The following is a 22845-nucleotide window of genomic DNA, read 5'->3' on the forward strand; positions in this document are numbered from 1 at the left end:
AATGAAATTAAGATTATTACTCTTTTTGTGTGCAATAACTTTTAATGGGTTTTCGCAAAATAATGTATTGGTTTTTCAATCAGATTTTGGTTTGAAAGATGGAGCGGTTTCAGCTATGAAAGGTGTAGCAATGGGTGTTTCTACCGATTTAAAAATATTTGACTTAACACACGAAATCCCGGCATTCAATATTTGGGAAGCGGCTTATCGTTTGTCACAAACTGCACAATATTACCCTTCGGGAACTGTTTTTGTTTCAGTTTGTGATCCCGGAGTTGGTACGGCCAGACATTCTGTGGTATTGCTTACTAAATCGGGACATTATTTTGTAACTCCGGACAACGGAACTTTAACTTTAATTGCAGAACAGCTTGGGATTCAGGAAATCCGTGAAATAGATGAGGTAAAGAACCGACGTCAGAATTCTGGAGAATCATATACTTTTCATGGTCGTGATGTCTATGCTTTTACCGGAGCCCGTTTAGCTTCTAAAACAATCACTTTTGAAGAAGTGGGACAAAAATTGCCAAACGAAGTAGTGAAAATAGAATACCAAAAACCTGTTTTTGATAAAGGGGTGATCAAAGGTGGAATTCCGATTCTGGACATTCAGTACGGAAATGTCTGGACCAATATTGACAAAAAGACTTTTGCTAATTTAGACCTAAAAGCAGGTGACCAGGTTAAAATTCAGATTTTTGACGGAGCAAAGAAGGTATACGATGGAAAATTGAAATTGGTAAATACATTTGGAGAAGTAGCTGTAGGTACAGATGTTTGTTATTTTAATAGTCTTTTGAATTTTTCTCTGGCAGTAAATCAGGGAAGTTTTTCAGAAAAACATAAAATTTACAGTGGAGCAAACTGGAGTATTTTACTAAGTAAATAAAAACTTTAGCAGATTAAAAATAAAAAAGCGTTCATTGCAAAATGAACGCTTTTTTTATACTAATGATTTGAATTACAAATTGAAAGAAGCTCCTAAACTAAAAGTAGCCTGGTTGTTTAAATGATAAAATGGATCATTATTGCTTCCGTATTTCGCAATTGGAAATCCGATTTCTGTGAAAACACCAAATCCGTCAGTGAAGAAATAACGACCTCCAACATGACCTCCAAAGTTATGTAAACCTAAACTTAATCCAGGATAAACATCTAATTGCTCAACACCAATTACACTTGATAAATTTGCATTGATTCTGGCTTTTGCGTCAAAACGATCCTGAAATTCCGGTTTTGTATCATAATACGCCGAAGGAACATTATGGTAGAAACCTGTAAAATTGTCTACTCCTAATAAATAATTAGCTACGAAACCAAAAGAGAAATTTTCTCCCAAACCAAAATCTACTGACCCCTGAATTCCAGAACCACCATCTTGTAGATTAGCACCCACATTTACTTTAATGTCTCCCTTACCTTTGAAGGCTTGCTGTGCATTAATAAAACCGAATGATACTAAGAACAAAAGTGTAATAACCTTTTTCATAAATTTTAAATATTAATTATTTTGCAGGGCAAATGTAGAAATTTTAATGATTTAATTCCTACCTTTTTCGTTAAAATACAGTTTGTTTAGCGGATCACTTTGCCAGTATTCCTTGGTGTCGACATTCATAATAGTCAACGGACCTTTGAAGGCAGCACCAGTATCAATATTCCATACACATGCCTTGTTTATAGGAACCGTTTGGCCAATTCTGGTTACCGGAGTGTGCCCGATGTAAACTTCTTTATAAACGGTAAAACGTTTTGGATAGTATAAATCGTCGGGTTTTAAATTAGGGTCTAAAGAGAGTGCTGATTCCCAAAGGGTTCTGTCCCAATAGAATAATTTCGAAAAAAATTCATATCTGACACCACTTAAATTGGTAAAGCCGGCATGCACAAATAGACGGTTCTGATCATCAAGATAATAATCCTGTAACGATTCAAAAAAAGCAATATGGATTTTCTTTTTTTCTTCTGAAAGTTTAGAATAGCCTTCAACTGTAGCCTGTCCGCCATGTTTATACCACATTTCTTCGTCAAATTCCTCATGTCGGTTTTCCAGCCAGTCTAACGCAAGCTGATCGTGATTTCCCCTAATGCAGATACAGTTTTGTTTGGTTTTAAGATCAATCAAAAAATCAATTACTTCTGTAGAATGGCTCCATCCATCAACATAATCGCCTAAAAATATAAGGGTGTCCTTTGTAGTAACTTCAGCTTTTTTCAACACTTGTTCAAGCGCAAGTAATCCTCCATGTATGTCACCTATAACAAATGTTCGCATTTTATTTTATTTCGTATGAGACAAAAATAAAGAAAATGATTTGTATGTGATCATTAAGTAACGAATCTTTAATAAATCCCGTTTTTGGCTTGAAGTTTATTTTAAGTTTTAGTTTACAAAAAACAGCGACGGAGTGATAATTCCCTCTTTTTTTAAAAATTAGTGATCGAAAAAGTATCCAATTTTGGTTTTCTTACAATAAAATGACTGTAAATCTAGATTAATTTATGTAAAATATTAGTTTTCAATGCAATAGTTGTTTATTGTGTAAGGCATTGCAATTGCTGAGATTTTGTGTTATTTTTTGATGTCTTTTCACGACCAAATGTTGTATTTTATCGATAAAAGGTAAAATAATCCGATTAATTAACAAAATTTGTATATTTTTATCCAACAAATAAAGTATTTACTTACATATTTTATTTGTAAGTTTTTTAACCCCTTTTAACTAATTTAAAAATTCAAATTGCGTATGAAAAGTACTTTACCCAAAATTGTAGGGACAACAGTTGCTGCACTTACATTTTCGCTTTCTGCATTTGCTCAGCAAACAGATAAAAGAGTAAACCAAAAAAGTTTATCTGAAAACGGACAACCGAGTTTAATTACTTTCAATGAAAAATCAACCTACAAAGGTTCAGATTATCAGACAGTATTTAAAGAACAATTAGAATTGAAGGACAATCAGTCTTTTTCAAAAATTAAAACCCAGTCAGACCGCCAGGGTTATACCCATGAAAAATTTCAATTGTATGAACAGGGAATTAAAGTAGAATTTGCTACTTACACCCTTCATTCTAAAAATGGAAAACTGGAATCAATGAATGGGGAGTTTTATAAAATTGAAAATGCAAAATTGAAAACCTCTCTTTCACCTCAGGAAGCTTTCAACAGAGCTGTTGCCCATACTGGCGCAAAACAATATTTATGGGATTCTCCTCAGGATGCCGCTGCAATAGATTATGAAAAACCAAAGGGCGAATTGGTTTTCTTACCCGACATGGATAACCAGGGAAAAGACAGAACCACTGATAAAGTTCGTCTGGCGTATAAATTTGATATTTATGCCACAAATCCTTTGAGTCGTGGTGATTTGTATATTGATGCTGTTACAGGAAAAGCGTTATTCTACAATGCCACAATAAAACATCTTGGTGAAAACAGTCATGGAAAATCAAAATCTGAAAATCCAGTTGCTAAAGAAAACAGCCTGAATGCAAAAACGGCAATTGTGGCTGCAAATGCTGCAACTCGTTACAGCGGAACGCAGACTATTCAGACCACATTAAGCGGATCTTCTTATATCCTGCTTGACGGAACGCGTGGAAACGGAATCCAGACTTATAACTCTGCAAGAACGGCGACATATCCGACAACTAATTTTACAGATGCTGATAACAACTGGATTGAATACAATAACACAAATAAAGACAACGGTGCTCTGGATGCTCACTGGGGAGCAGAAATGACATATGATTACTGGTCAGCCGTACATGGCAGAAACAGTTACGATGATGCCGGTGCAAAAATCAAAAGTTATGTACATTATAACTTAGTTGCTGCCGGTTATCCAAATAACAATAATGCTTTCTGGAACGGAAGTGTTATGACATACGGTGACGGAACGGGAACAGGAGGATTTGATATCTTAACAGCGCTGGACGTTGCAGGACACGAAATAGGCCATGCAGTTTGTACTTATACCGCAAATCTTGCTTATCAAAAAGAATCGGGTGCTATGAATGAAGGTTTCTCTGATATTTGGGGAGCTTGTATAGAATATCGTGCAGCACCAACAAAATCAACATGGTTGGTTGGAGAAGATATCGAAAGAAGATCAGGACATGCTGCTTTACGTTCTATGAGTGATCCAAATTCAGAAGGCCAGCCGGATACTTACGGTGGAACTTATTGGGTGAACGTAAATTGTACACCAACAAATAACAATGACCAATGTGGTGTTCATACTAATTCCGGAGTATTAAATCACTGGTTTTATATCCTTTCAGTTGGTAAAACAGGTACAAACGATATCGGAAACGCTTATAACGTTACCGGAATTACAATTGATAAAGCAGCAAAAATTGCTTATCGTTTAGAAAGCGAGTATTTGTCTGCCAATTCAACGTATGCGATCGCAAGAACTTACGGAATTCAGTCTGCAATTGATTTATATGGAGCGGGTTCTGCCGAGGTTATTGCCACAACAAATGCTTTTTACGCAGTTGGAGTAGGTGCAGCCTATTCAGGAGGATCTGGTGATACAACTCCACCGTCAGCACCAACGTCTTTGGCTGCTTCCGGTACAACAGCAACAACGACTAATTTGACATGGACAGCATCTACAGATAATGTAGCCGTTACAGGATACGATATTTATCAGGGTTCTACGCTAAAAGGAAGTGCTACAACGACAAGTTACACCGTAACGGGACTTACTGCTTCAACAGCTTATACTTTTTCTGTAAAAGCAAAAGATGCGGCAGGAAATATTTCTGCTTCAAGTAATACCGTGAATGTTATCACAACAGCTGCAACAGTAACCTATTGTACCTCAAAAGGAAACAACGCTGCAGACGAAAGAATTGGTAAAGTGGTATTTGGCACAATAAACAATACTTCTTCCGGAACTACGGGTTATGAAAATTTAACCTCAATTTCTACAAATGCCAGCAGAAGTTCCTCTTATACCATTACCATTACGCCATCATGGACATCTTCTGTTTACAGTGAAGGATATGCGGTATTTATTGATTACAATCAAGACGGAGATTTCTTAGATTCAGGAGAAACTGTTTGGACAAAATCTGCATCGACAACCAGCCCTGTTTCAGGATCCATTACAATTCCTGCAACGGCTGCTTTAGGAACAACCCGATTGAGAGTTTCTATGAAGTATAACGGAATACCAACTGCCTGTGAAAGTTTTTCTTATGGACAAGTGGAAGACTATACTGTAAATATTACTGCTGCCGGAACAATTGAAGAAGTTGCGAGTAACGATTTTGCTTTTGCCACAGATAATACAGGTTCAGAAATTACAGTATATCCAAATCCTGTTGGTAATGAATTGAGTATATCATTAGCAAACAAAGCAGGAGCTACTTTTACGATCACTAATACGTTAGGACAACAGGTTGGTTCAGGTGAATTATCTGAAAATCCGATTGACGTAAGTAATTTGCATACAGGGATTTATTTAATTGAATTAAAAGGTTCTCAAAAAACAGTTACCAAAAAGTTCATTAAAAAATAAGTTCAGTTCAACTATATTTGAAAGCCTCGTAATTACGGGGCTTTTTTTGTTTCTGCAATGCACAAAACTAGTTAAATTTGTAACATGTCAGAAACGCCTACATATCGAAAAATTATCCATATTGATATGGATGCTTTTTATGCATCGGTAGAGCAGATGGATAATCCTGCTTTACGAGGAAAACCCGTTGCTGTTGGCGGATCAGAAAACAGAGGAGTGGTTTCGGCAGCGAGTTATGAAGCCCGTAAGTTTGGAGTCAGAAGTGCTATAAGCGGTTTTCTGGCCAAAAAATATTGTCCTGAAATCATTTTTGTGCGACCACGTTTTGATCGTTACAAAGAGATTTCAAATAAAATTCATTCCATTTTTCACGAATATACCGATTTGGTTGAACCTCTTTCGCTTGACGAAGCTTATCTTGATGTTACCCAAAATAAAAAAGGAAACCCAAGCGCCAGTTTATTGGCCCAGGAAATTAGATTAAGAATTTTGAACGAAGTGGGTCTTACGGCTTCTGCGGGAATTTCTGTCAATAAATTTGTTGCCAAAATTGCCAGTGATATTAATAAACCAAATGGACAAAAAACAGTAAACCCGGATGAGATTTTATCTTTTCTGGAAGAATTACCAATCCGAAAGTTCTATGGAGTTGGAAAAGTCACAACGGAAAAAATGTATCAATTGGGAATTTTTACCGGACTTGACCTAAAAGGAAAATCTTTGGAGTTTCTCGAAAAACACTTTGGGAAATCAGGCGGATTCTATTACAAAGTGGTGCGCGGTATTCATAACAGTGAAGTAAAACCATTTCGGATCACCAAATCTGTTGCGGCGGAACATACTTTTGATGTGAATTTATCTTCGGAAATATTCATGTTAGAACAACTGGACAGGATTGCCACTTCTCTGGAAAAAAGATTAAAAAAGCATAAAATTTCGGGTAAAACCGTTACACTCAAAATAAAATACAGCGATTTTACCCAGCAAACACGAAGCAAAACACTGCCTTATTTTATTTCTGATAAAGGACTGATACTCGAAACAGTAGAAGAATTGCTGTATCAGGAACGGATGAAAGATTCTGTGCGTTTGCTCGGAATATCGCTCAATAACCTGAACACAGAAGAGAAGAAGGCAGTTGTAGTTCAGTTAAAGTTTGCTTTTTAAGCAAAATAGACAAGCGTTAAATGCATTCAATTATTATTTTCCTAAGAATTTTCTCTCTATATTTATAGAAAGTAAGTTTATATTATTTTTTAAAATGAAAAAAGCAAAAACAGATGAAATCTCAAATCATAATTCAGTGCCTATTATGGCATGGGATTTTCATTATGAATATCTTAATGAGCTAAAACATATTTTTGCTGATTTGAAAAGAGTAAAAGAACTTTCTTCCCAATTTTCATGGGATGAAGAAAACCTGAATATTAAAGATCGTATACAGGAAGAAGTTGTGATGGTTACAGATGCAGACCTTAAAATTGTTTTCGCGTCAAGCGGAATAAAAAAAATGACCGGTTACACAGAAAATGAAATCCTGGGAAAAACGCCAAAAATATTCCAGGGTTCAAAAACCTCCAAAATAGCTTTGAAAGAAATTAGAAAAGCAATTGATTTGCAGGTTCCGTTTGAAAAGACAATTCAAAACTACAAGAAAAACGGTAAAACATATAAATGCAAAATCTCCGCATCTCCGGTATTTACATTAAATGGAAAACTTTCGCATTTTATAGCTTTTGAAAGTGAAGAGTTAAGTGCCTGATTTTAGGAACAAAGCAACAAAGCTGCAGAGGTACAAAGGTACAATAAGTATAGAAATAGAAAGATTTACAGAAAAAAACATAAAATAAAAACCGCCTAATGGCGGTTTTTATTTATTAAATCGTAGCACCTCAGCACCTCAGCACCTCAGCACCTCAGCACCTCAGCACCTCAGCACCTCAGCACCTCAGCACCTCAGCACCTCAGCACCTTTGTACCTCTGAACCTTTGTACCTAAAAATTACAAATTCTCAAAGAAATCATTTCCTTTATCATCAGTAATAATAAAAGCAGGGAAGTCTTTTACGGTGATTTTACGAACAGCTTCCATTCCTAATTCTTCAAAATCAACCACTTCTACTTTTAAAATATTGTCCTGAGCCAAAATAGCGGCCGGACCACCGATAGAACCCAGATAGAATCCGCCATATGTGTTGCAGGCATCTGTAACCTGTTTGGTACGGTTTCCTTTGGCAAGCATAATCATACTTCCCCCATGTTTCTGGAACTCATCAACATACACATCCATACGACCTGCCGTTGTAGGTCCAAAACTTCCTGAAGCCATTCCTTCCGGAGTTTTTGCAGGGCCTGCATAATATACAGGGTGATTTTTAAAGTATTCCGGCATTGGCTGGCCTGCATCTAATAGTTCCTTAATTTTTGCATGTGCAATATCACGGGCAACAATAACGGTTCCGTTAAGTTTTAAGCGTGTTTTTATTGGATACTGGGATAGTTTAGCTAAAATATCTGCCATTGGCTGATCCAGGTCAATTTCAACCGGAGCTTCTAAATGTGGAGCCGTTTCAGGTAAAAATTGTTTTGGGTTTACTTCCAGCTGTTCAACGAAGATTCCGTCTTTAGTAATTTTTCCTTTGATGTTTCTGTCAGCAGAACAGGAAACTCCCAATCCAACCGGACAGGAAGCGGCATGTCGTGGTAAACGAATTACACGAACGTCATGTGTAAAATATTTTCCGCCAAATTGAGCACCAATTTCACTTTCCTGACAGATTTTCTGTACCCGCTGTTCCCATTCTAAATCACGGAAAGCCTGACCGGACATATTTCCCGAAGTAGGCAGATGATCATAATATCCTGCAGATGCTTTTTTAACAGCACTTAAGTTGGCTTCCGCTGAAGTTCCGCCAATTACCAAAGCTAAATGGTAAGGAGGACAGGCCGAAGTTCCTAAATCTTTGATTTTTGCACGGACAAAAGCATCCATAGATTTATCGTTCAATAATGATTTTGTCTGCTGGTATAAATATGTTTTATTGGCAGATCCTCCACCTTTGGCCATAAATAAGAACTCATAAGAAGTTCCTTTTTTAGCATAAATATCAATTTGCGCCGGAAGATTTGATCCTGAATTTTTTTCTTCAAACATCGAAATTGGTACAATCTGTGAATAACGTAAATTACGTTTTTGATATGTATTAAAAATTCCTCGGCTTAACCATTCTGCATCATCAACACCAGTAAAGATGCTTTCTCCTTTTTTTGCCATTACAATTGCAGTTCCCGTATCCTGGCAGCTTGGCAATTGGCCTTCGGCAGCAACAGAAGCATTTTGCAACAAATTGTAAGCCACAAACCGATCGTTATCTGTAGCCTCGGGATCATCAAGAATTTTTCTTAATTTTTGTAAATGACTTGTTCTCAGCATAAACGAAACATCTGTTAATGCTTCTTCAGCCAACAACTCTAATCCTTTCGGATCTACAGTTAGTATTTCGCGTTCACCAAATTGTTCGACTTTTACAAAATCTGAAGTGATTTTGCGGTATTGTGTCTCATCTTTTAAAATTGGATAAGGATCCTGGTATATAAAATCAATCATTGCTTTGTTTTTTTACAAAGTTAAAAATTATTTATCTTAGAAAGGATTTGAATTACGAGGTTTAATCCTGCTTGTAAAATTCATTAAGGCTCATCTTCTTTTGAAAATAAGTTTTGTCTTTTGCTGAAAGTAATTGTTTTTTCCACTGATTTCCTTTTAAAGAAAAAGAGATTTAATCTGAGTAAGTTAAGATTCCGGAATCTTCTGAATCATCATCTGCAGGCTCAAATGCAACAGTTTTGCAATAAAACATTTTAGGGTCTTTTCCGGTTTCAGAGCCGTTATTTACAAATTCTGTCCATACTCCCCATCCGCTGTCTGACATAGATTCCCAGTCATGAACGAGTTGCAGATCATTGTTTTTCAGATAAAACAAATAATTGCTAAATGTATATCCACAGGCAGGATAACCCGAATCAATTTTTATGAAATGAGAATCTTTATCGGATGAATTAGTCAAACCTAAAGACCCGCTCCATTCCGAACCCTTTTCATAATGTTTGATGGATATTTTTGAAGAAGCAATTATAGTGTTGTTCTGATAAAAGTCAAGTCTGAATTTCGATGTTACAATACTGTCTTTATCTGCTTTTTGACCGACAAGATTTGCCAGAACGTAATTTACTAATCCATTTTTGTCTTTAGAAAGAAGAATCGTATCTGTTTTTAAAGCCGGAGCCTCCGTTTCTTTTGTATCAATTATAGCGACTTCAGGAGTTTCGATATTATTTACGCTGGCAATTTGATTTTTTTTCTGTTCTTTTTGACAGCCGGCCAAAAGGATTAAAATAAAAATATATGTTATTTTCATGGAATTAAATTAGGTCTTCAAAAATATATTTTTCTTCGTATGGAACATTGAATTTATTGAGAAAGTTCAAATACTCATCATTAAACGTTTCTCTTTTATGATGTTCTTTTTGATTTTCTATGTACTTATAAACCGAATCTATTTGTGATCTGCTATATGAGAATGCACCATAACCTTCCTGCCAGTTAAATTTTGATTTTGATAATTGATTATCATTCACAAATTTAGATGACTTTGCTTTTACAACTTTCATTAAATCTGAAATAGAAATAGTAGGTTTTAGCCCTAAAAGGCAATGAACATGGTCTTCAACACCATTTACAATAATCGTTTTGCATCCTGTTTCATTAATCAGATTGCCAATTACACCAAGCAATTTTGATCTCCATTCTTCCGAAATTATGGCATCCCGGTATTTTACAGCAAAAACGACCTGCACATAAATCTGATAATAAGTATTCGCCATCTTCAATGATTTTTATATGCAAAATAAATTATTCTTATTAGCAGAATTAATAAAATTGTAATATTTAACTTTCTTTTTTATGACTATATGAATCGTTCCTCCGGAACTTCTGGCGTAACGTATTTCATAATCAACGGATTAAAATCCGTTGCTACAATATGATTGTTCCTCCGGAACTTTTACATTTTTAATTTATGGCGTAATGTTTTTGTAATGAACAGATTAAAATCTGTTGTTACAATATAAATTGTTCCTTCGGAACATTTTAGTTCATTGATTTAAAGATCCATTGGCTCGATTCTATATTGTAGGGCCGGATTTAATCCGGTTAAACGCAAAGAATCCAATAAATTGGAGAGCCATCGGCTCGGTTCATAATTATTTATCTGAATTTAAAAAAACCAGGTAGCCACAAAAATAGCCGTAATTACACAGATTAAATCAACCAAAAGCATGGTACCCAAAGCATAACGGGTGTTTTTGATATTTACAGAGCCAAAGTAAACCGCAATAACATAAAAAGTGCTTTCTGCGCTGCATTGAAAAATGCTGCTCAATCTCGCGGTCAAAGAATCTGCTCCAAACGTATTCATAGAATCGATCAGGAATCCTCGTGATCCGGCAGAACTAAACGGACGCAGCATGGCAACCGGAAGCGCATTGGTTATTTCTTTGCTTACACCCATATTAGAGAAGACAAAAGCAATACCATCGCTGATGATTTCAAATAAGCCACTGTTTCTGAATAGCGAAATGGCAACCAGCATTCCCAATACATAAGGAAAAATGGTAACTCCGGTTTTAACACCATTATTGGCACCCACTACAAAACTTTCAAAAACGGTTGTGTTGGCTTCAGTAAATTTTCTCTCATGAATGAAAGAGAAAATCAGGGTAAAAGCAATAATACCGATCAGTATCAACGCAGAAAGATTTGAAGTGAAAATGTTTTTTCCGATTAAATCCAAATGATTTACATACATGAGCAAACCAATAATTCCGGCAATCAGAACCATTAAGGCAATAACTAAAGAAGCACTTTTAAAGTTGATTTTTTGTTTGATTCCAACAATAAGAAAAGCGGCAATAGTTCCGATAAACGAAGTAATGATACAAGGAAGCATCACATCTGCGGGATTGCTTGCATTGGCAGCGGCGCGATATCCGATAATTGAAGTTGCGATTAAAGTTAAACCCGACGCATGCAGACACATAAACATAATCTGGGCATCACTTGCCTTGTCTTTTTCGGGATTTATTTCCTGTAAACTTTCCATTGCTTTAAGACCAAATGGAGTCGCTGCAGAATCTAATCCTAAGAAATTAGCAGCAAAGTTTAAGGTCATATAGGAAATAGAAGGGTGGTTTTTGGGAATACTCGGAAAAACTTTTACAAAAACCGGACTCAGGGCTTTTGCTAATTTTCCGGAAGCACCTGAAATAATTAAAAGTTCCATTAATCCGCAAAAGAAAGCCAGATAGGCAATAAGGGGCAAAATTAAATCAACCAGAGTACTTTTGCAGGTAGGCAATAAACCATCGGATTTTTGAAGTCCGCTGTAAATTTTTACAGTTTTGTTTTTATAAACATAAGTAGTATCGGAGTTTAGCGTATCACGATTGATAACCATGGTCTGATCCGGCGCTTTTTTGATACTGTCTTTGATAAAAGCAGGAAGCTGTTCAGCATATTTTTCGGAAACCAGAATCGGATCGTCTTTTTTTCCATTCAAAACATAATCCATCGTGTAGGTATCGGCAGTCACTAAACTAACTACAATAAAAACAATCGAAGAAATAAAAATAACTAACCAGAATCTACTTAGTACCATAATTATATTTTTTTGTAAATGTAATTATTTCAAAATATAATGCATAAAGATTTTACTGTTCAAAGAAGAAGCTTTTCCATAAAAACGTTCATTTTATGTGAAAATTTGCCTTATTCAATAGTAACTTTGGATTCTAAATAGTTTTCAAAAGGTTTAATCGCTTCAAAGAGGATTTCTTTTTTATGAATTTCAGTTTCATGAAAAAACTGAGTCTCAATTTTGATTTGATCTTTTTTAACGGTTCTTTTCCAGGTTCCAATTACTTTTCCGTTTTCTAGAATTATCGGTTTAAAGATGCCATTATTGGTAAAAGCATTTGATTGATGTTCTGTTAAAATTGAAACTTCGCGGGTTTTGTATGAAATTAAAATTTCGTCGAATGCCGGAAGAAAGTGCACGCTTTCGCGGAACTGATCTACATTGTGGGATGTTTTTTCAAACCAATAATCCTGATTATCAATAGTTATATGGTTTAATTGCAATTCAATTGCATTAATAGCTGATTTGCAAATTGTAGGTGCAAAACCTGACCACCATGAAAAATCCAGCAAAGTTGCCGGTCCGTGACTTTCGAAATAACGTTTGGCTAATTTAGCAAGTCCTTCTTCCTTGGATAATTTACTTTTTGGTTTAGAAACCCTTTCTTCGAGCAAAGCATATGTAATTTTTTTGCCTCTCATTTTTCCATTGCAGACCAAACCATCAAGTTCAGCATTCATCATAATGGCAGCACTTAAAAAATCGTCACTTGAAGTTTTTTTAACGTTGAGTTCCCGCATAATTTCTTCACGGGTCAAATGATTGTTTCCGGCTAACAGCTTTTCGATAGAAATTTTAACCTGTTCAAGCTTTTTAATATCATAACCAAACTTTTTAGCAGCCGAGATTGCCATACGATTTACCTGAGGTCCTGAAATATCAAGCATCCAGTAAATATCTTCGGCAGAAACAAAATGCCAGGTGGGACGCAAAATATGAGTTCTGATAATTTTCCCTGAATCGATAGCTTCTTCTATTTCTTTTTCGGAGGCATCGCAACGGGAACCAATTGCCCATTTCGCCATCGTATAATCCTGAGCCTGCATTGCGCCTAAATGCTGTACAATTTCCTGTGGCGAACAAGGACTTGATTTATAAAGCTTTTGAGCAACCAAACGATGATGTGAAATTTCCTCGTGAATCATTTTTTTAAACCATATAAGTTATTGAAGTTCATTTAAACATTTTAGCAAAAAAACTTAGCATCTTAGAACCTTAGTAGCTTAGCAACTTAAAGACTAAACATGAATAATCTCATCGTCAATCAATAAATCTTCACGGCGCAAGCGCAGAAAAATCTGTGCTACGGCAATCGTATCTTTTTCGCAATAGGTTACAATGCGGTCAATGTCTTTTTCGACATAAAAAACATGTGCAACCTGACTTCCGTCAATGTCGCCTTTTGGAGAAGGAACACCAAGAATCTTAGTCAGCAATTTTAAGGAAGTAAAATGTTTATAATCACCAAACTTCCATAATTCTAAAGTATCCAGATGCGGAATTTCCCATGGTTTTTTTCCAAATAAATTTAATTTGTCAGGAATAGCAATCTGATTGATAATCATTCGTCGTGCTAAAAACGGGATATCAAATTCCTTTGCATTATGCCCGCACAAAAGATGTTGCGGCTGATTGAAATGATTATTTAGAAGATTATTGAAATCTTTCAGGATTTTTTTTTCTTCTCCGAAAAAAGAAGTCACCCTGAAATTTCGAATATCGCCTTTAATCGTAAAATACCCAACCGAAATACAAATGATTTTTCCAAATTCTGCCCAGATTCCCGCACGGTCATAAAATTCTTCAGGCGTAAAATCGTCTTTTCGCTGATATTGTGTTTTAAGATCCCAAAGCGATTGCATTTCTGCGTCAAGCGAATTAAAATTCTCTTCTTCGGGAACGGTTTCTATATCCAGAAACAGAATGTTGTTGAGGTTTATTTTTTCAATCATATTTTTAGTTTAAACACGAATTACACTAATTAACACGAATGATTTAGACTTAGTTAATTACACAAATAATAGTTTTGTAAATATAATAGTATAATTTTAATTTGTGTAAATCTGTGAAATTTGTGTTTGTTTTAAAACAAACTTTGTTGTGTGCTCGGGTTTTCATGTTCCAAAAGCCATTTTTTTCGCCATATTTCTCCGGCATAACCAGTAAGTGAACCATTTGTACCAATTACACGATGACAGGGAACAACAATCCAAAGCGGATTTTTACCATTTGCAGACGCTACGGCACGAATCGCTTTTATGTCGCCGAGCTTTTTGGTCTGATCCATATAACTTACGGTTTTTCCGTATGGAATTTCTAACAACACTTTCCATACTTTTTGTTGAAATTCTGTGCCTTTTGGATTTAGTTTTAGATCAAAATCAGTTCTTTTTCCGTTAAAATATTCTTCAAGTTGAGAAACGGCATCTTTTAAAACCTTTGGAACTTCTGCAGAAACCTCATTGGTTCCAACATCAGAAACAGAAATTACAGCAATACCATTTTCATCTCCAATGATCTTGGTGATTCCTAAAGGAGAGTTAATATAAACTGTTTCCATATTTTTTTACCACAAAGGCGCTAACGTTTACACAAAGTTCGCAAAGTTTTTTTAAACCATATAAGTTATATAAGTAATTTAAGTTGGAATTTGTTAACAACGATTGTTATCCTGAGCGAAGTCGAAGGCTTATGAAACCGGGCTTCGACTTCGCTCCTCCTAACAATCTCTAATAATTTTCCAGGTTAAACTGATAATCCAAAACATTCTCAATTTTTTCGCTCGTAATAACTTTTTTAATACTCGATTTTTCAGAACTGAATTTTGGTAAAGCTAAGTTATGTTCTTTGGCTTTTTGAGTGTAATATTCCGCTCTAGTGGGGTGAAAAGGCGCAACGGCATTGAAAACCTCATTCCATTTTGCTTGGTTTATGATTTTTTTAATAATCCCGATACAATCCTTTTGATGAATTAAATTTACCGGAGCATCAGGATGTTCAACGTTTTCTTTTCCAGATAAATGTTTTACAGGATGACGGTCTTCGCCGATTAATCCGCCGAAGCGTAAAATGCTGGTTTGGAAGTTTTTGTTTTCAAGAAGAATATTTTCGGTCAAAAGCAATTGCTTCCCGCTTTCCGTTTCTGGATTTGGAATTGTTTCTTCATTAATAAAATCGTTTTCATTTCCATATACAGAGGTTGAACTTACGAAAAGTACTTTTTTGATAGTTGATTTTTCTATAAACGGAATCAGATGGGTAATCTTTTCTACAAAAACTTTCTTTTCTGTATCCGGATTATTTCCGCGCAGCTTAGGAGGAATATCTATAATTAAAATTTCGCTTTCCGCTAAAAACTCATTTATACTTTCAGAAACACTTTCGCTTTCAAGTGTAACCAAAAAAGGGTTTATTCCTGAGTTTTTCAGAATCGGAAGTTTGTTTTCTGAAGTTGTTGATCCCTTTACCGAATTTCCTTTTTCGATTAATTTTTTCGCTAAGGGTAAACCTAGCCAGCCACAGCCTAATATGCTTATTTGTTTCATTTATTTTAAAGTTGCAAAGGTTCAGAGTTGCAAAGTTACAAAGGTTATACACAAACTTGTCATTCTTAGCGACGAAGGATCGCACAATCCCGAAACTTCGGGGCGCATGCTAAATCGCCAATCTTTGTCGAGGTTTTGATTGTGATACTTCGTCGCTAAGAATGACAAAAAGAAAATGTTTTTTGATTACAAATCCAGAAAAAAGCAAACTTTATCTTTTCCTTTTGCACCTATTCTTTGGTAGAATTTAATAGCTCTTTCGTTAAATTGTGGAGTACGCCACTGCATGTTGACGCAGTTTTTCTCTTTTCCGATTTGCTTCAATTTATTGATTAGAACTTCTCCAATTCCAAAATTTCGGGCTTTTTCCTCCAAAAACAAACAATCCATGTAAATGAAATCGCCAGCGCTCCAGGTTGAATAGGTGAAATTATAAGAAACATAACCCACAATATCATCATCAATTGCCACAACCAGACAAAACATCTTGGGATGTTTACTAAATAAAGCTTCTTTTAAGCCTTTTTCTTTCCCTTGAGGAGAAAAATCGGCTTTTTCGTATTCTGCATGCTTTTGGCACAAAACAATTAATTGGGGCAAATCTGATGGCTCGCAATTTCTTATTGAATATTCCATTGAAGATTGATTTCGGTTTGTAAAAAGGTTATGAAATGATGAAAATAATTAGGGTATTGCTGATTTTCGCGAACGGCAATAAAATGTTTTCTTTTTAAGCCGTTTTTACCAATCTTAATCGCTTTTACCGGACTCGTTTTTAAATGTGGCAACAAAGCCCATTTTGCCATTGACATGACGCCCATATCTGCTTTGACCATTTCCAGCGAAGCTTCGGTTAATGGCATAGGCGTAATTTTTTTTGGAGTGACTTTGGCAGGAGCCAGAAGAAACTGATGAATAGTAACCGTTTCCATCGGAAGGGAGTGAATCAGCAAATGTTCATTGATAAAATCCTCTGCAACAACGTATTTTTTATCTGCCCAGCAATGATTTTCTGAAACCACCATAACGACTTCATCCTGAAACAGCTCAGTATATTTAATATTCGTGTCCTTTATCTGGTCGCTGACAATAGCAATATCAATTACATTTTCCAATAATTTTTGTAGCGGAATATGCGTCGCTTCTGCTACAATTTTTAATTCAACATTGGGGTACAAAAGATGAAACTGCTTTAAAACCGAAGGAAGCCAGTGGTAACTTGAGAAACATTCGGTACTGATTCTGATTTCGCCATATTCACCAAAAACCATTTGTTTGATCTGGGTTTCGGTTTGAGAAAGTTTTTCTAAGATTTCTTTGGCGGTTTCATAGATTTTTTCTCCGGCCTGAGTCAAAACCAGTTTTTTATTTGTTCTTAAAAAAATCGCAGTTCCCAATTGATATTCAGCTTCTTTGAGCTGATGACTCAACGCCGATTGTGTCAGGTGAAGTTTATCAATTGCTTTGGTGATGCTTCCTTCTTCGACAATTGCTTTGATCAATCGTAAATGACGTATTTCCATTTTTATAGAATTAGATACAAAGGAACAAAATTTTAGAATGGATTTTCATGAAAAAAAGTAATCAAATTGATGAATTCTTTTCGTTATTATGGTGTTTAATGTTCAGTTACTTTTGAAAAAATTAATCCTAAAAACGATAATACAATGGAAGCACAGATTAAACATTATGAGAATAAATTAGCATTTGAAATGGATCCTTCTGATTTGTTTGATGTTTTGAATAACGGAGAAAAAGTGGTTGTAATTGATGCCCGAAAAGCATTTGGTTTTGAAGCGGAACATATTCCGACAGCTATTAATATTCCGCATCGCGAAATGAACACGGAAACAACTAAACATCTGGATAAAGAAGTTTTGTATGTAACTTATTGCGACGGAATTGGCTGCAACGCTTCAACCAAAGGCGCACTCAATATGGCAAAATTAGGTTTTAAAGTAAAAGAGCTAATGGGAGGAATAGAGTGGTGGAAGTTTGATGGTTATGCTACTGAAGGTACAAATGGTATAAAAACGGGATCGAAAATAGAATGTGCGTGTTAATTTTCCAGGTACAAAGGTACAAAGGTGCAGAGGAGCAAAGGTTCTAAGGTTCTAAGGTTCTAAGGTTTCTTAGCATATCTAAAAAACAAAAAGCACTATTTTCATAGTGCTTTTTTAAATCTTTGTACCTTTGAACCTAATTTACGATTCAATCAAAGCTTTTAATCCCTGAAGAATCGGATTTTCTTCACCTTGTGGTTCTTCCTGTACAGCTCCGGGACGATTGTCTTCCTGAATTATTTCGAGTTTTGTTTTCTGATTTTCTTCAGATAAAATATAACTCATGATAAAATAATTCTCCGGTTTATCTTCTAATTCGGGTCTTGGAAAAAACAACGAATATTTAATTTTCTTATTTGGTATAACTTCTAAAACAGTTCCCCATTGCTCAAAAACCTGGCCTTCCCATTCATTTCTAAATCTGATTTCATGATTGGTTTTCCAATCTGTAAGTAAATCACTTCCATACTGCCATTGCTTGACCAATTCCGGTTGCGTTAAGGCATTCCATACTTTTTCGACTGGGGCATTGAGAATGATTGTAGAAATGTTTGTTGCCATAATTATTTTATTTATTCGGGTTTAGCAATCGGCGCTAAACTATCTTTTGCAATAACGACACTATCTTTTACAGGAGCAGTTTCAATCGGTTTCAAAGGCGCTGTATATCTTTTTATTTTCTGTTGAATTAAAACGGCATCATTCAGAACAAAAGGTGTCGGCATCATCCATTCGCTTCTTGGCTTGATATTTAATAACGGATTTGTCATTAAATCAAAAGAACTTTCAATAAGATCCATATCAAAAACAGATGATTTATTAATGTAAAAATCCATTACAAGCGGTTCATTTCCTACAACATAATAACATAATATTTTTATATCATCACGTTCTAAACGATTTGATTTTTGACCTGAAGTTTCCACTCCATTCGCCTTAAAATTGTAAAACGTCATTTTTCGGTTTGCATAAATGTCGTAACGATTGACTTTGCGATTTGGTGTGATTTTTATTTTTAAATACCTGTTGTTGCCTACTACACTGTCTTTTATGAAGGTGATAGTTGGTTTCGGAACATCAACTTTTGGCGCAATGGCGCTGTAGCTAAAAGTTGAGTTGTATTTGCTTGCTATTGGAAGCCCGTTTAGACCAACTGCTTTTTGATTCATTTGTCCCAGGTATGATTTGGTCCAGTCATCAAGGTTTGTATCGTAAGTTGTCCAGACTGCCGAATCGTTATCGGCATTATAAACATACAGTAAACTGTTTGATTTCGCTTTGCCTTGTTCGTAACCCGAATGGATACCCGCATACACAAAAAAGCCAATCGAAATAACAAAGAACAACATTGTCCAGGCTCCTTTTTTAGAAAATGCCCCAAATACCGGAAGCAATAATCCGAAAAGCAAAACAGTAAGAACAGCGCTTCCGAAAAGTATTTTTAACCCTAAACCAACCGGAAACATTACGATAAACGGAGCAACAATTGCCAATGCAGGAATACTAAACAATAAATTCAGTCCTAAACTGTAATGTTGCGTGATAACGAAAATTCCAAATAAAAATATTCCGAAGTAAACGGGAATAATTAAGAATCCTGCTCCCGTTAAGCTATTAGCCAAAAAGGCATTAATGATGATCCAAAGCAACAAAGGTGCTACGAAATGATTCATCGTAATTTTTCCTTCTGAGAAATGGTGGTAAAAAGCAAAACAAATTGCAATGCTTAGTGTTACAAAAGCCCCAATGTAGGCATGTCCGTTATAAGTGAACCCATTCAAAAAATCAGAATACTGCGGATATATCTCCCCAATAATTTTCCATCCTAAAAAAGTAACCAGTCCTGCAATGATAACGGATCCCAATAATGGAACAAATCCTCTGAAAATCTCCCTGAAAGAGATGACACGTTTTACTTTTCCGATGAAGATAAAAATAATTAATAATCCTAAGGCAATAAATGTCATAGGGGCAACCCATTCAAAAGGGTAACTTATAAAATATCCGAAAGGAGCATTAAAATAAACATTGTCTTTTGTACTGGCTGTTGTATTTAAATCGATATTCGAAAAATACTTCATCAAAGGCATTAAGTATGTTCCCTGGTGAGTAAGCGTAGTTTTGTTTAAATGCTGGATATCGTCCTGTTGAGTATGATAGTTAAAATGCCCGTCGATAAAAGCAAAATTAAATCCCTGGATATTTCCCTGTTCTCTGAAAACAGTAAGATCGGTATCGTTAGGCAGCATTTTGTAAATGCTGTACATTAGTGAATTTGAAACCGGAAATTTGGTCTTTGCGTTTGCAAATTCTTTAACAAGAGCTTCGTTTCCTTTGTTGGTTTCCATAAGCATATAGCTTGGACCTGCAGAACCTCTGGCTTCAAAGTTTAAAACCAAACCTACATCTTTTGACCACGGATGCTTGTTTACAAAAAGGGCTGCACCGTTTAATCCTAATTCTTCGGCATCAGAAAAAAGAATGATAATATCATTTTTATGAGGCTGATTTGAATATAAAAAAGCACGCACACCTTCAAGGATAGTGGCAACTCCTGAGGCATCATCACTGGCTCCCTTAGAAAATGAGTGTGGGGCACTATCATAATGGGAAAGAAGTAAAAGCGCTTTTGAGTTATCAGATCCTTTTATACGGGCAAGGATGTTTTTTGATTTTACCAATAAACCTTTGTCATTGAGTGTATATCCTTCCTGAATAGAAGTTTCTAAACCAATTCGGTTCAGTTCAAGTTTAAGATAATTAGCAACCAGTTCATGATTTGTCGAACCTACAAAATGGGGTTTTTGCGATATGATTCTGACCTGGTTTAATGCTCTCTCTGTTGAAAATTCCGCTAAGGCTTCTTCATTTTTAGAAACCCACTGAGGCATCATTGTCGCATATATTATTGCCAAAATGGCAATTATGCATAGAAAAGCTAGTATTGAAGTAGGATTTTTTTTCATAGTCGAAATATACTAAATTTCTTTTTTCACAAGCATAAAATAATCATTGTCTAATGACCTGTATCCCTGGTCGTATAGAAAATAATAAGTGTTGCCTGTTTTGGTCTGCAAAATATTAGTAAAAAAATCAAAATCAAAGCCTTTGTTTATCATTTTCTCTCTGGTTGTCTTTGATTTTCCTTCTGTGTTCAGTTCTGACAGAATACGGTAATTTTTGCGTAATTTATTGTTTATATTTCGCATGAAATTATTACTATCCTTATTTATTTTGTTGTTATAGGCATTTCTACAGCTGTCCGAACAGAATTTCTTGTCTTCACGGCCGACAATTTTTTCAGAACATTCAAGGCATGTTTTCATTTCTCTATTTTTTTAACTTCATATAAATCATTTCTTCGGTCTTTCAGGATACGCACGCTACCATGTTCATGGAGGTGTTTGAGCAGATTCAGATCGACATCAACAATTAAGGTCATTTCGGTATTGGGAGTTGCTTCTGCCTTTATTCCATTACTCGGAAAAGCAAAATCAGATGGTGTAAAAACGGATGCCTGTGCATACTGAATATCCATGTTGTTTACTTTTGGCAAATTACCCACACAGCCTGCAATGGCAACATAACATTCATTTTCTATAGCCCTGGCCTGCGAACAATGTTTTACTCGGGTATATGCATTTTGGGTATCTGTCAGAAAAGGAACGAAGAGAATGTTCATGCCTTCGTTTGCCATAATTCGTGAAAGTTCCGGGAACTCGACATCATAACAAATCAAAATTCCGATTTTGCCACAGTCAGTATCAAAGGTCTGAAAGTGAGATCCGCCTTTCATTCCCCAATGCTGAACTTCATTTGGCGTTACGTGTATTTTGGTATACATTTCAGAAGTTCCGTCTCTTTTACATAAAAAACCAACATTATATAAATTACCATTGTCTAAGTAAGGCATACTTCCGGTAATGATATTGATGTTATACGAAATTGCAAATTCCTGAAAACGCTTCCTGATCGGGTCAGAGTAACGGGCGAGTTCCCGAATAGCTTCTGCTTCAGATAAATGATTGTAATCTGCCATTAAAGGTGCTATGAAAAGTTCCGGAAATAAAGCAAAGTCACTTCCATAACCTGAAACGACATCAATAAAAAATTCGGCTTGCTCAAACAAAGCATCAATATTGTTGAGCTGGCGCATTTGCCATTGAATTAATCCCAAACGGATAACACTTTTTTGGGTAAGAAGTGTCGGACTATCATCGTAATAGACATTGTTCCATTCTAAAAGCACAGCAAATTCCTTTGATTCTTCGTCGCCTGCTAAATAATTTTTGATGATTCGTAAAACGTGAAAATCGTTACTTAACTGAAAAGAAAGTACCGGATCATGCAATTCTTTATGCTTTACTTTATCAATATAAGTTCTTGGCGTAATTTTTTTGGCATGTTGCGCATAATTTGGAATCCTTCCGGCAAATACAATTGCTTTAAGGTTTAATTGCTCACAAAGTTCCTTTCTGGCATCATACAAACGACGCCCAAGACGTAAACCACGGTAATGTGGATGAATAAATACATCAATACCATATAAAATTTCCCCGTTTGGATTATGGGTTGAAAAAGTATAATTACCAACGACCTGATTATAATTGTGTTTTTTATCGACAAATTTTTCATCAATAATTAACGACAGCGCAGATCCTACCACGATTCCGTCAACTAGTATAACAAACTGACCTTCCGGAAATATAGAAAGTAATTTTTTGATATCATTAGATCTCCAATAAGAGTTGGCCATTTCCGGATAAGATTCGACCATTGAGTTTTTTAACTGCTTGTAATCGTCAAATTCCAGATTTCTCAATTCGACTTTATTAATTTGTGCCTGCATATATTTGTAAGGTTTATCTCAAATATACGAAAACTATTTTCCATTTGCAAACGTTTACAAGCAATTACAACCGAAAGTAAATACTTTGCAACCGCATGTTTC

At 35.5% G+C, this 22845-nt stretch carries 21 protein-coding genes; 5 read left to right on the forward strand and 16 right to left on the reverse strand.

Annotated features, from left to right (window positions below):
• The first annotated feature begins 1 nt into the window (after position 1).
• Positions 2-889 carry an S-adenosyl-l-methionine hydroxide adenosyltransferase family protein gene (locus DCO46_RS00420; protein WP_116750618.1) on the forward strand — a complete coding sequence of 296 codons (888 nt, stop codon included), beginning with the start codon at positions 2-4 and terminating at the stop codon, positions 887-889.
• 72 nt (positions 890-961) lie between these two features.
• Here DCO46_RS00420 and DCO46_RS00425 read toward each other — a convergent pair whose 3' ends face one another.
• On the reverse strand, positions 962-1489 hold the full coding sequence (locus tag DCO46_RS00425) for a DUF6646 family protein (RefSeq protein ID WP_116750619.1): 528 nt from the start codon (positions 1487-1489) through the stop codon (positions 962-964).
• A 51-nt stretch (positions 1490-1540) separates the two neighbouring features.
• Positions 1541-2275 carry a metallophosphoesterase family protein gene (locus DCO46_RS00430; RefSeq protein ID WP_116750620.1) on the reverse strand — a complete coding sequence of 245 codons (735 nt, stop codon included), beginning with the start codon at positions 2273-2275 and terminating at the stop codon, positions 1541-1543.
• Positions 2276-2747: 472 nt separating this feature from the next.
• On the opposite strand from DCO46_RS00430, the gene DCO46_RS00435 reads away from it, so the two are divergent.
• From DCO46_RS00435 to DCO46_RS00445, 3 genes are all read left to right on the forward strand, one after another.
• The gene (locus DCO46_RS00435; RefSeq protein ID WP_116750621.1) at positions 2748-5531 is read left to right on the forward strand and encodes a M4 family metallopeptidase; all 2784 of its coding nucleotides are present in this window, start codon (positions 2748-2750) and stop codon (positions 5529-5531) included.
• 84 nt (positions 5532-5615) lie between these two features.
• The gene (dinB, locus tag DCO46_RS00440; protein ID WP_116750622.1) at positions 5616-6698 is read left to right on the forward strand and encodes a DNA polymerase IV; all 1083 of its coding nucleotides are present in this window, start codon (positions 5616-5618) and stop codon (positions 6696-6698) included.
• A gap of 94 nt (positions 6699-6792) precedes the next feature.
• Complete coding sequence (locus DCO46_RS00445) at positions 6793-7293, forward strand: PAS domain-containing protein (RefSeq protein ID WP_116750623.1); 501 nt, start codon at positions 6793-6795, stop codon at positions 7291-7293.
• A 240-nt stretch (positions 7294-7533) separates the two neighbouring features.
• Here the strand turns inward: DCO46_RS00445 and DCO46_RS00450 are convergent, their stop codons facing one another.
• The 10 genes from DCO46_RS00450 to DCO46_RS00495 all read right to left on the reverse strand — a co-directional run bounded on the left by DCO46_RS00450 (position 7534) and on the right by DCO46_RS00495 (position 17354).
• Positions 7534-9138 (reverse strand): fumarate hydratase, encoded by a 1605-nt coding sequence (locus DCO46_RS00450; protein WP_116750624.1) that lies wholly within the window; start codon positions 9136-9138, stop codon positions 7534-7536.
• A gap of 172 nt (positions 9139-9310) precedes the next feature.
• Positions 9311-9949 carry a hypothetical protein gene (locus DCO46_RS00455; RefSeq protein WP_243416225.1) on the reverse strand — a complete coding sequence of 213 codons (639 nt, stop codon included), beginning with the start codon at positions 9947-9949 and terminating at the stop codon, positions 9311-9313.
• 4 nt (positions 9950-9953) lie between these two features.
• The gene (gene tnpA, locus DCO46_RS00460; protein WP_116750625.1) at positions 9954-10415 is read right to left on the reverse strand and encodes an IS200/IS605 family transposase; all 462 of its coding nucleotides are present in this window, start codon (positions 10413-10415) and stop codon (positions 9954-9956) included.
• Between the two features lie 392 nt (positions 10416-10807).
• A complete protein-coding gene (locus DCO46_RS00465) occupies positions 10808-12247 on the reverse strand; it encodes a nucleoside recognition domain-containing protein (protein ID WP_116750626.1) in 1440 nt (479 codons plus the stop codon).
• A gap of 110 nt (positions 12248-12357) precedes the next feature.
• Positions 12358-13431, reverse strand: coding sequence for a winged helix DNA-binding domain-containing protein (locus DCO46_RS00470; protein WP_116750627.1), 1074 nt, complete (start codon positions 13429-13431; stop codon positions 12358-12360).
• Between the two features lie 93 nt (positions 13432-13524).
• On the reverse strand, positions 13525-14238 hold the full coding sequence (locus tag DCO46_RS00475) for a 3'-5' exonuclease (protein ID WP_116750628.1): 714 nt from the start codon (positions 14236-14238) through the stop codon (positions 13525-13527).
• 131 nt (positions 14239-14369) lie between these two features.
• The gene (locus tag DCO46_RS00480; protein ID WP_116750629.1) at positions 14370-14846 is read right to left on the reverse strand and encodes a methylated-DNA--[protein]-cysteine S-methyltransferase; all 477 of its coding nucleotides are present in this window, start codon (positions 14844-14846) and stop codon (positions 14370-14372) included.
• A gap of 169 nt (positions 14847-15015) precedes the next feature.
• Entirely contained in the window at positions 15016-15831 is an 816-nt protein-coding gene (locus tag DCO46_RS00485) for an SDR family NAD(P)-dependent oxidoreductase (RefSeq protein ID WP_116750630.1), read from the reverse strand.
• A 186-nt stretch (positions 15832-16017) separates the two neighbouring features.
• Positions 16018-16467, reverse strand: coding sequence for a GNAT family N-acetyltransferase (locus DCO46_RS00490; protein ID WP_116750631.1), 450 nt, complete (start codon positions 16465-16467; stop codon positions 16018-16020).
• A complete protein-coding gene (locus tag DCO46_RS00495) occupies positions 16452-17354 on the reverse strand; it encodes a LysR family transcriptional regulator (RefSeq protein WP_116750632.1) in 903 nt (300 codons plus the stop codon). The genes DCO46_RS00490 and DCO46_RS00495 overlap by 16 nt, the downstream gene beginning before the upstream one ends.
• Positions 17355-17498: 144 nt before the next feature.
• On the opposite strand from DCO46_RS00495, the gene DCO46_RS00500 reads away from it, so the two are divergent.
• On the forward strand, positions 17499-17894 hold the full coding sequence (locus DCO46_RS00500; protein WP_116750633.1) for a rhodanese-like domain-containing protein: 396 nt from the start codon (positions 17499-17501) through the stop codon (positions 17892-17894).
• A gap of 141 nt (positions 17895-18035) precedes the next feature.
• Here DCO46_RS00500 and DCO46_RS00505 read toward each other — a convergent pair whose 3' ends face one another.
• Genes DCO46_RS00505 through DCO46_RS00520 form a run of 4 tightly spaced genes read right to left on the reverse strand, consistent with a single transcriptional unit; the run spans position 18036 to position 22743 of the window.
• A complete protein-coding gene (locus DCO46_RS00505) occupies positions 18036-18455 on the reverse strand; it encodes an SRPBCC family protein (protein ID WP_116750634.1) in 420 nt (139 codons plus the stop codon).
• 11 nt (positions 18456-18466) lie between these two features.
• Entirely contained in the window at positions 18467-20860 is a 2394-nt protein-coding gene (locus DCO46_RS00510; protein ID WP_116750635.1) for a M28 family peptidase, read from the reverse strand.
• A 12-nt stretch (positions 20861-20872) separates the two neighbouring features.
• Positions 20873-21220: a hypothetical protein gene (locus DCO46_RS00515; RefSeq protein ID WP_116750636.1), complete on the reverse strand. Its 348-nt coding sequence runs from the start codon at positions 21218-21220 to the stop codon at positions 20873-20875.
• Complete coding sequence (locus DCO46_RS00520) at positions 21217-22743, reverse strand: carbon-nitrogen hydrolase family protein (RefSeq protein WP_116750637.1); 1527 nt, start codon at positions 22741-22743, stop codon at positions 21217-21219. Before DCO46_RS00520 ends, DCO46_RS00515 begins: the two co-directional genes overlap by 4 nt.
• Positions 22744-22845 lie beyond the last annotated feature (102 nt).

Source organism: Flavobacterium sp. HTF (assembly GCF_003105115.1).
GTDB lineage: Bacteria > Bacteroidota > Bacteroidia > Flavobacteriales > Flavobacteriaceae > Flavobacterium.